The 9,286-nt window shown below is 55.9% G+C and carries 6 protein-coding genes and 1 pseudogene; 1 reads left to right on the top strand and 6 read right to left on the bottom strand.

From position 1 onward, the window contains the following. Positions 1-83: 83 nt before the first annotated feature. The 5 genes from hisC to purU all read right to left on the bottom strand — a co-directional run bounded on the left by hisC (position 84) and on the right by purU (position 7,087). Positions 84-1,208: a histidinol-phosphate transaminase gene (gene hisC / locus ENI00_RS13690; protein ID WP_304103471.1), complete on the bottom strand. Its 1,125-nt coding sequence runs from the start codon at positions 1,206-1,208 to the stop codon at positions 84-86. A gap of 23 nt (positions 1,209-1,231) precedes the next feature. Then, the gene (gene pheA, locus ENI00_RS13685; protein ID WP_304103468.1) at positions 1,232-2,329 is read right to left on the bottom strand and encodes a prephenate dehydratase; all 1,098 of its coding nucleotides are present in this window, start codon (positions 2,327-2,329) and stop codon (positions 1,232-1,234) included. A gap of 2 nt (positions 2,330-2,331) precedes the next feature. Next, positions 2,332-3,414, bottom strand: coding sequence for a 3-phosphoserine/phosphohydroxythreonine transaminase (gene serC, locus ENI00_RS13680; protein WP_304103464.1), 1,083 nt, complete (start codon positions 3,412-3,414; stop codon positions 2,332-2,334). A 50-nt stretch (positions 3,415-3,464) separates the two neighbouring features. Further along, positions 3,465-6,107 (bottom strand): DNA gyrase subunit A, encoded by a 2,643-nt coding sequence (gyrA, locus tag ENI00_RS13675; RefSeq protein ID WP_304103461.1) that lies wholly within the window; start codon positions 6,105-6,107, stop codon positions 3,465-3,467. Positions 6,108-6,232: 125 nt separating this feature from the next. Further along, positions 6,233-7,087, bottom strand: a complete 855-nt coding sequence (purU, locus tag ENI00_RS13670; RefSeq protein ID WP_304103457.1) for a formyltetrahydrofolate deformylase — start codon at positions 7,085-7,087, stop codon at positions 6,233-6,235. A 157-nt stretch (positions 7,088-7,244) separates the two neighbouring features. Here purU and ggt point away from each other — a divergent pair, with 157 nt between their 5' ends. After that, positions 7,245-9,011 carry a gamma-glutamyltransferase gene (gene ggt / locus ENI00_RS13665; protein WP_304103454.1) on the top strand — a complete coding sequence of 589 codons (1,767 nt, stop codon included), beginning with the start codon at positions 7,245-7,247 and terminating at the stop codon, positions 9,009-9,011. Between the two features lie 72 nt (positions 9,012-9,083). Here the strand turns inward: ggt and ENI00_RS13660 are convergent. After that, positions 9,084-9,286 (bottom strand): annotated as a pseudogene (locus ENI00_RS13660) (glutathione-dependent disulfide-bond oxidoreductase); the annotation flags it as partial.

The raw sequence follows: 9,286 nt of genomic DNA, 5'->3' as shown, positions 1-9,286 counted from the left end.
GGATAGCACCGGCGAGCGACCCGCCTATAAGGCCCAGACCGATGATGGCAACGCGCTGAAAAAGGGGCTCGCGCGTCGACATCTCAGGCTCCTTGCCCTGCCGCTGCCAACGCCTTTGAGAGGGCATCGATAAAATGTTCGTTTTGTGCAGGTAACCCCACCGACACTCGCAGGTAACCGGGCATACCGTAACCTGCAATCGGGCGCACGATAACGCCGTGATCCAGAAGGGCCTGGTATACGCCCATGGCTTGCGGCCCTATTTCTACGGCCACGAAGTTTCCGGACGAGGGAATGTACCGAAGCCCCATCTGGTCAAAGGCATTCTCTAGCTGTTTCAACCCGGCGGTATTAGCCTCCCGCGAGCGCTGCAGGTAGTCTTCGTCATCCAGCACTGCCGTGGCAGCGGCGAGCGCAACGGCGCTTACATTAAAAGGCTGGCGAACGCGGTTCAGAACATCGGCAATAGCCGCTGAGCTGACGCTGTAGCCAACCCGTAGCGCCGCAAGCCCCCAGGCTTTGGAAAACGTGCGGCACACAATCAGGTTCGGGAATCGGGTTAACAACGCAACACCGTCTGGGTCCGCCTCGCCTGTCATATACTCACAGTATGCTTCATCCAGAATCACCAGCACATCTTCGGGAATTTTACCCAGAAACGCTTCGATGGCACCTGAGCCGTGCACGGTTCCTGTGGGGTTGTTTGGGTTGGCGATAAATATCAGCCGGGTACGCTCTGTGACTGCCGCTGCCATGGCATCGAGATCGTGTCCCCACTCTTTGGCGGGCACGACAACGCCTTTGGCGCCAATAGCCTGAGTAACCAGCGGGTAAACGGCGAACGCATACTGGGAAAACACAACGTCGGAGTCGGATCCCGCGAAACAACGGGCAATGACCTCGATCACGTCATTTGAGCCGTTACCAAGGGTAATCTGATCAGCCCCCACGCCAAGGCGAGTGGACAGTTTCTGTTTCAGATCAAATCCGTTGCCGTCGGGATACAGGCAAAGATCGGGCATCGCATTTTGAGCCGCTGCGATTGCTTTTTTGCTCGGGCCAAGAGGATTCTCATTGCTGGCCAGCTTGATAATCTCAGCCGGCTCCAGGCCCATCTCGCGAGCCAACTCGCTGATTGGTTTACCCGGTTGATAGGGCGACAAAGCCTGAACGCCCTGCACCGCAAGGCTTTGAAAATCAATGGCCATAAACCTTCCTTCAATGACTGAGACTAAAGAACACCGATGGGATAGGAACCCAACCGCTTGAGTTCGACGGCTTCTTCTTCTACCTCGGCAAGCACTTTATGCGCCTGCTCATCGTCCATGTGCCCTTCAAAATCGATATAGAACACGTAAGCCCAGGTGCCGCTGGGAGAAGGCCGGGTTTCTAGCCGCGTGAGACTGATTCCGTGGCGATGAAACGGCTCCAGCAGTTGATACAGCGCACCCGGTTTGTTTCTCATGGACACAAGGATCGATGATTTATCCTGCCCGCTTGACTGCACAGCTTCGCGGCCGATAATCAGGAACCGCGTGGTGTTGTCTGGCCTGTCTTCAATGCTGTTGGCCAGCGTCTCCAAACCGTAGAGCTCGGCGGCCATATCTCCAGCGATGGCGGCGGTGCCCGGCTCTTTTGCCGCCCTGCGTGCCGCTTCGGCATTGCTGGATACCGTCACCCGCTCAATGCCATAGCGGTGGGTGTCCAGCCATTGACGACATTGGGCAAACGACTGCTGATGCGAGTAGATGCGGGTTATTTCCTGGTCACGGAACTCCGGCGACACCAGCAAATGATGATGAATTCTCAGTTGCACTTCGCCGCAGATCTTCAGCTGGGACAGCATGAACATATCAAGCGTATGGTTGACCATGCCTTCTGTGGAGTTCTCAACCGGTACCACGCCATAGTGCGCTGCGCCCGACTCTACTTCGCGGAAAACGGCATCAATGGCCGGTAAAGGCACGCTGACAACAGAATGCCCGAAGTGTTTGAGCGCAGCCGCCTGGGTAAAGGTGCCGATAGGCCCCAGGAAGGCAATGTGCATGGGTTTTTCCAACGCCAGACACGCCGACATGATTTCGCGAAACAACCGGGCCATTTCTTCGCCAGGCAAAGGGCCTGGGTTGGCCTCTTTGATACGACGCAAAACCTGAGCTTCCCGTTCAGGACGGTAGAAAAAAACGTCCTGCTCGGGGTTGGCAGCCATTTTCACATGAGCCACTTCCTGGGCGCAGGTGGCGCGGGCACTGATCAGCTCCATAATCCTGTGATCAAGGCTGTCTATTTCTTCCCGCAATTCTCCCAGGCGAACCTGCTCATCACTCATGATCAGCCCCGCTCTCTGGCAAATTCGGTCATGTACTGAATCAACGCATCCACGCCGGCCTCTGGCATGGCGTTATAAACGCTGGCACGCATGCCGCCAACGGACCGGTGGCCGGCAAGATTCAGCAACCCCCGGGCATTGGCACCCTCAAGAAACGCGCTGTCCAAGGCATCGTCTCGCAGGGTAAAGGGTATATTCATCCAGGAACGAAAGCGTGGCTCAATCGGGTTTGCGTAAAACTCATTGGTATCAATGAAGTCGTACAGCTTTCCCGCTTTGCGCTGGTTGATCTCACCCATGGCTTTAACTCCGCCCTGAGACTTCAGCCACTTGAACACCAGGCCCGCAAGATACCAGGAGTAGGTTGCGGGCGTGTTGTACATGGAGCCGTTATCAGCAATAACCTGATAGTTCATCATGGTCGGCGTTTCCTTGTGGGCTTTGCCCAGAAGGTCTTTGCGAATAATGACGACCACCAGCCCGGAGGGGCCGATATTCTTTTGGGCACCGGCGTAGATCAGCCCGAATCTGGACACGTCTACCGGGCGCGAAAGCATGGTAGAGGACATGTCTGCTACCAGCGGCACATCGCCGCTGTCGGGAACAAAATCAAATTCCAGGCCGCCGATGGTTTCGTTCGGCGTGTAATGCAGGTAGGCCGCATCGGCGCTGGTTTGCCAGGATGCCGGATCTGGAATACTGGCAAAGCCGTTGGCTTCCGAACTGGCGACTACGTTCACGTCGCCGTAACGCCTGGCCTCGGCAATGGCCTTTTTGGACCAGATACCGGTGTTCACATAATCCGCAGACGTTTTGTCGCCAAGCAGGTTCAAGGGAATGGTGGAGAACTGACTGGAAGCGCCACCCTGCATGAAGAGAACCGCGTAGTCGTCTGATATTCCAGCCAATTCACGCACATCCTGCTCAGCAGTTTCGGCAATTTCCACGAACGCATCTCCGCGATGGCTCATTTCCATCACGGACATGCCCGTGCCACGCCAGTCCAGCATCTCGTCCCGCGCCTGTGCCAGCACGCTCTCCGGCAAGGTTGCCGGACCTGCACAAAAATTATACGCCCTGCTCATGTTCCTGTGGTCTCTCACGTCTTGCGAATTCGATGTTCGGCGGTGCCGACCTATTCCTCGCCAGCGCCCTGCTCCGGACGGTTGTCTGCGTTTTCATCTGTTGAAGCATCTTCGCCTTCGATGTCTGTGCCTTCAATATCCGTGCCTGCGATATCGTCATCGTCGGTTTCAGCAATGCGTTCCACGCCTACCAAGCGCTCATCTTCCTGGCTCAGTCTGATCAAGCGCACGCCCTGCGTGTTCCGGCTGAGAACCGATACTTCGTCCGTGCGGGTACGAACCAGCGTGCCCTTGTCGGAAATCAGCATCATCTCGTCGCCTTCGAACAACTGCAACGCGGTAACCAGGTTGCCGTTGCGATCGGAGCACTGCATGGCAATAACGCCTTGGCTGCCACGGCTGTAGGTTGGGAACTCTTCAATCGCAGTGCGCTTGCCGTAACCATTCTCACTGGCAGTCAGAATGGCGCCGCCGTCCTGAGGAATAATCAGGGAAACCACGTGATGACCTGCCGGCATTCTGATACCACGCACGCCACGAGCAGTTCTGCTCAGTGGGCGAACGGCTTCTTCGTTAAACCGAACCGCTTTGCCAGCTGTAGAGAACAGCATGATTTCGGCATCGCCTTCGGTTATTGCAGCGCCAATCAGGGTATCGCCTTCGTCCAGCGACAATGCAATCAGGCCACTGCTGCGCGGGCGAGAAAAGTTCGGTAAGCGTGTTTTCTTGACCACACCCGCAGACGTGGCCATCAACACAAACTGGTTTTCCGGATAATCCCGCACCGGCAGGAATGTGGTGATGCGCTCACCTTCATCCAGCGGCAGAATATTCACCATCGGCCGGCCACGGGACGCGCGGCTGGCACGGGGAATCTCAAACACACGCAACCAATAAACCTTGCCGCGATTGGAGAAACACAAAATCGTGTCGTGGGAATTGGCAACCAGCAGCTTTTCAACGAAATCTTCGTCTTTCATGGAGGTTGCGGCCTTACCACGGCCTCCACGACGCTGGGCCTGATAATCCTCAACCGCTTGGGTTTTGGCATAACCGCTGTGGGAAATGGTAACCACCAGGTCTTCTTCGTCAATCAGATCGGCAATCGTGAGATCGCGCTGGGAGCTGGTTATTTCAGTACGGCGCTTGTCACCAAACTCCGCTACCACGGCTTCCAGCTCTTCACGGATAACCTGCATCAGGCGATCTGGGTCGCCCAGAATTTCCAGCAACCCCGCAATCTTCTCGAGAATTTCCTTGTACTCGTTCTGGAGCTTTTCAGTCTCCAGGCCGGTCAAGCGGTGCAAACGCATATCCAGGATAGCCTGGGTCTGCTCCGGCGACATGAAATACAGACCACTGCGCAGACCGTAGATTTCAGGCAGATCGTCCGGACGGCAAGCATCTTCGCCGGCACGCTCAAGCATCGCCATTACGTCACCTGGCGGCCAACCCTGGGCCATCAGCTTTTCTTTGGCTTCCAGAGAACTCGGGGACGCTTTGATCAGTTCGATCATTTCATCAATGTTGGCCAGTGCGACGGTCAGGCCTTCAAGAATGTGGCCCCGCTCGCGGGCTTTGCGCAGCTCATAAAGGGTACGGCGGGTCACCACTTCACGGCGGTGACGCACGAATGCGTCCAACATTTCCTTGAGATTAAGGATTCTGGGCTCGCCGTTTATCAGCGCAACCATGTTGATACCGAACACCGTCTGCAGTTGGGTATGCTTAAACAGATTGTTGACTACAACTTCCGGGTTTTCGCCGCGGCGCAGCTCTATGAAAACGCGAATGCCTTCCTTGTTCGACTCATCCCGCAGCTCGGTGATGCCTTCCAGGCGCTTTTCTTTCACCAGTTCGGCGATCTTTTCGATCAAGCGAGCCTTGTTTAGCTGATAAGGCAGCTCAGTGATGATGATGGCATCACGATTGGTTTTTTTGTCGTGCTCAATTTCGTGGCGGGCGCGAATATAGATGCGGCCACGACCGGTACGGTAGGCTTCAACAATGCCGGCGCGACCGTTAATGATACCGTCGGTCGGGAAATCCGGGCCCGGAATGAACTCCATTAGCTCATCGCAGGTGAGATCCGGATTATCAATCAGCGCCAGACAACCATTGACCACTTCGGTCAGGTTGTGGGGCGGAATATTGGTCGCCATGCCCACCGCAATACCGGATGAGCCGTTCACCAGCAAGTTGGGAACCCGGGTGGGCATAACCTCGGGAATCCGCTCTGTGCCGTCGTAGTTGTCGACAAAGTCTACGGTTTCCTTATCGAGATCCGCCAGCAGGGAGTGTGCAATTTTCTCCATGCGGATTTCGGTGTAACGCATGGCTGCCGCGTTATCGCCGTCGATAGAACCAAAGTTGCCCTGGCCGTTTACCAGCGGATAACGCAGGGAAAACGGCTGAGCCATACGAACGATGGTGTCGTAAACAGCAGAGTCACCGTGCGGGTGGTATTTACCGATAACATCACCCACCACACGGGCAGACTTCTTGTAGGCCTTGTTCCAGTCGTTGTTCAGTTCGGACATTGCGAACAGAACACGACGGTGAACCGGCTTGAGGCCATCCCGCACGTCCGGAAGCGCCCGCCCGACGATTACGCTCATGGCGTAATCAAGGTAAGACTGCTTCAGTTCATCTTCAATATTGACCGGCAGGATCTCTTTGGCTAATTCACCCATCGAGAAAGGTTCCTTTGCGTTATCTGGAAGTCGTTTCAGAGCCGTTTCCCGGCCCCGTAGTTGTTCTTCATCAAGCCGCCGATTCTACCACAGTCACACCCCTTCGGGGCATCTGTGAGGCAGCCTTAATTAAATACCACCGTCTTGTTTTCGTGGGTGATGACGCGATCCTCAATATGAGAGCGCAATCCCCGGGCAAGAACATTTTTCTCTACGTCTTTACCAAGGCGCACTATGTCCTCGATGGTATTGCTGTGGGTAATGCGGATGACGTCCTGTTCGATGATCGGCCCTTCATCAAGATCCTGAGTGACGTAATGACAGGTAGCTCCGATCAGCTTGACCCCGCGGCTGTAGGCCTGATGGTAAGGCCGCGCGCCCGCGAAAGACGGCAAAAAACTGTGGTGAATGTTGATCACCTTGCCTGCGTACCTGGCGCAAAGCTCAGCAGGCAAAATCTGCATATAGCGCGCAAGCACCACCACATCAGCTTCGTAGCTCTGAAAAAGCTCGTCGATGTGAGCGAATGCCTCTTCGCGATTATCTTTGCTTACCGGAATGTGGTGATATGGAATTTCATGCCACTCGACCATTCGGCGCAAATCATCGTGATTGGAAATGACCGCCACAATCTCAGCGTTGATTTCGTTGCTATGCCAGCGGTACAACAGGTCGGCCACGCAGTGGGATTCTTTGCTGCACATCAGGATCACTTTTTTGGGCTGGGCCGAATCGGCGATATGCCAGCGCATATCGAATTCCCGGGCAATCGGCGCAAACGCAGCATGAAATTGCTCAAGACCAAACGGGATGGACCCTGCCTTGATTTCATGGCGCATGAAGAACCAGCCGGTGTGGGTATCCGAGTGGTGGCTCGCTTCGGTGATCCAGCCATTGTAAGTCGACAGAAAATTACTCACCTTGGCGACAATTCCAACCCGGTCCGGGCAGGAAATCACAAGACGGTAGGTATGCTCCATGACAGCCTTTCCTTAACTGACAAACGGGAAAGCAGGTGCACCGGAAAACCGTTGTCGGAAACAGCAGCCGGAGCAGGTACCAGCGTTACAGGTACGCACCCGATAAAATGACGAGCTATCATAGCTTATATGGACATCAGAAACGAGGAGTGGAGACATGGACAGAGGCCTACACCAGCAATCATCGAAAACGCGACTCACCGGGCGCTCAGGCAGCTTGTGCGTGCTCGCTCTGGCCGCATGCCTTGCAACACTGGCCGCGCCGGTTTTCAGCCAACCTATTCTTGAGGGCGAACGGTTCCACCCTGCCACTGCCCACCACGGCATGGTAGCAACCAGCCACACCCTGGCGACGGAGGTCGCGCTGAAAGTGCTGCAAGATGGCGGTAACGCCGTGGATGCCGCAGTAACCGCCGGATTTGCGCTGGCCGTTACCCAACCGAGATCCGGAAATATCGGTGGTGGTGGTTTCATGCTGATATCAAAAGGCGACGGCTCTGAACCCGAAGCCATCGATTATCGGGAGAAAGCACCGTCGGCTGCCACTGAAACCATGTATCAGGACGAATCCGGCGAGGTGGTGCAAAACCGCAGTCGCTTTACGCATCTGGCCGCTGGCGTTCCCGGCACCGTCGCCGGTTTTGCCATGGCGCTGAACCGCCACGGTACCCTGTCCTTGAAGCAAGCACTGGCGCCTGCCATCAAACTCGCCCGGGAGGGCTTTATCGTTCCGCAACGTTTCAGCGAGGGGCTTGAGCAGGCGCGAGAACGGTTGCAGCGCTGGCCGGCAACCCTGGCGACTTTTTATAAAGAGGATGGTTCAGCCTGGCAGGCCGGCGAACGTTTTCGCCAGCCAGAATTGGCAGACACTCTGCAGCGCATTGCAGACGAGGGCGTGAACGGTTTTTATGAGGGTGAAACCGCACGGCTGATTGTTGAAGAAATGGAAAGGCACGGGGGCCTCATCACCCGCCAGGACCTTGAAAGCTATCAGCCAGTTGTTCGTGCCCCGGTCCATGGAAACTATCGGGGCTACGATATCTATTCCATGTCGCCCCCCTCCTCCGGCGGCACTCACATTGTTCAGATACTGAACATTCTTGAAGGCTATCCAATCGCAGAGCTTGGCCACAACTCCGCCGATACGATTCACTACATGGCCGAAGCCATGAAGCTGGCCTATGCCGACCGTGCAGAGTATCTGGGTGATACAGATTACGTGAACGTGCCGTTGCAGGGGCTGACCAGCAAGTCTTACGCTGATGAACTGCGCCAGGGCATCAAGCAGGACCGGGCGCGCCCTGCCGTCGAAATCGGTCCCGGCACGCCCCCCGGCTACGAAAGCTCGGAAACCACCCACTTTTCCGTTGTCGATAAATGGGGCAATGCCGTATCAAACACCTACACCATCAACTTCAGCTACGGCTCGGGCATCACCGTGCAAGGCGCGGGCTTTTTACTCAATAACGAAATGGATGACTTCAGCGCCAAGCCGGGCGTGCCCAATGCCTACGGTCTGATTGGCGGTGAGGCAAACAAGGTGGAGCCCGGCAAACGTATGCTCAGCTCCATGTCGCCCACCATCGTTCGCAAGAACAAGCGCAATTTCCTGGTAACCGGCAGCCCGGGAGGTTCTCGCATTATCACCACCACCCTTCAGGTGATCATGAACGTGATTGATCACGGCATGAACATACAGACGGCCATCAGCGCACCCCGCATCCATCACCAGTGGTTACCGGATGAAATCCGCATCGAACAAGGTATCAGCCCGGATACCGTAAGACTGCTGGAAAACCGGGGTCATAAAGTGGTAACCCAGTCGGCTATGGGAGCCATTCAGAGCATCATGATAGGAGAAGACGGCACCCTGTACGGCGGCGCAGACCCGAGGCGCAGCACCTCCTCGGCAATGGGCTACTGACGGCCTATACGGCGACAGACAGAGCTTGCCCGAATTAGCCTGAGGTGCTGGTGCTGACACATGAGGGCTAAATCAAGAGTTGCCAGAGGTTGCGGCAAGCTTGTCCTGAGTCTTGTTCTGAAAGTCACTTGCATCGTGGCGCTCAGGTAACTGCTCTTCAGGCTCGCCCCAGGTGCGATTTACCATACGCCCGCGCTGGACAGCTGGCCGCTTTTCAATTTCCTGCGCCCAACGCTGCAGATGGGTATAGGTATGCGCCTCAAGAAACTCTGCGG

This window comes from Marinobacter antarcticus, assembly GCF_011049865.1.
GTDB lineage: Bacteria > Pseudomonadota > Gammaproteobacteria > Pseudomonadales > Oleiphilaceae > Marinobacter > Marinobacter antarcticus_A.
Note: the sequence above shows the minus strand (reverse complement) of the source record. Positions and strands in the feature narration are given on the sequence as shown.

Coding starts and splice junctions, on each gene's coding strand:
- pheA (WP_304103468.1), bottom strand. CDS start 2,329: ATGAGTGATGAGCAGGTTCGCCTGGGAGAATTGCGGGAAGAAATAGAC.
- ggt (WP_304103454.1), top strand. CDS start 7,245: ATGGACAGAGGCCTACACCAGCAATCATCGAAAACGCGACTCACCGGG.
- gyrA (WP_304103461.1), bottom strand. CDS start 6,107: ATGGGTGAATTAGCCAAAGAGATCCTGCCGGTCAATATTGAAGATGAA.
- hisC (WP_304103471.1), bottom strand. CDS start 1,208: ATGGCCATTGATTTTCAAAGCCTTGCGGTGCAGGGCGTTCAGGCTTTG.
- serC (WP_304103464.1), bottom strand. CDS start 3,414: ATGAGCAGGGCGTATAATTTTTGTGCAGGTCCGGCAACCTTGCCGGAG.
- purU (WP_304103457.1), bottom strand. CDS start 7,087: ATGGAGCATACCTACCGTCTTGTGATTTCCTGCCCGGACCGGGTTGGA.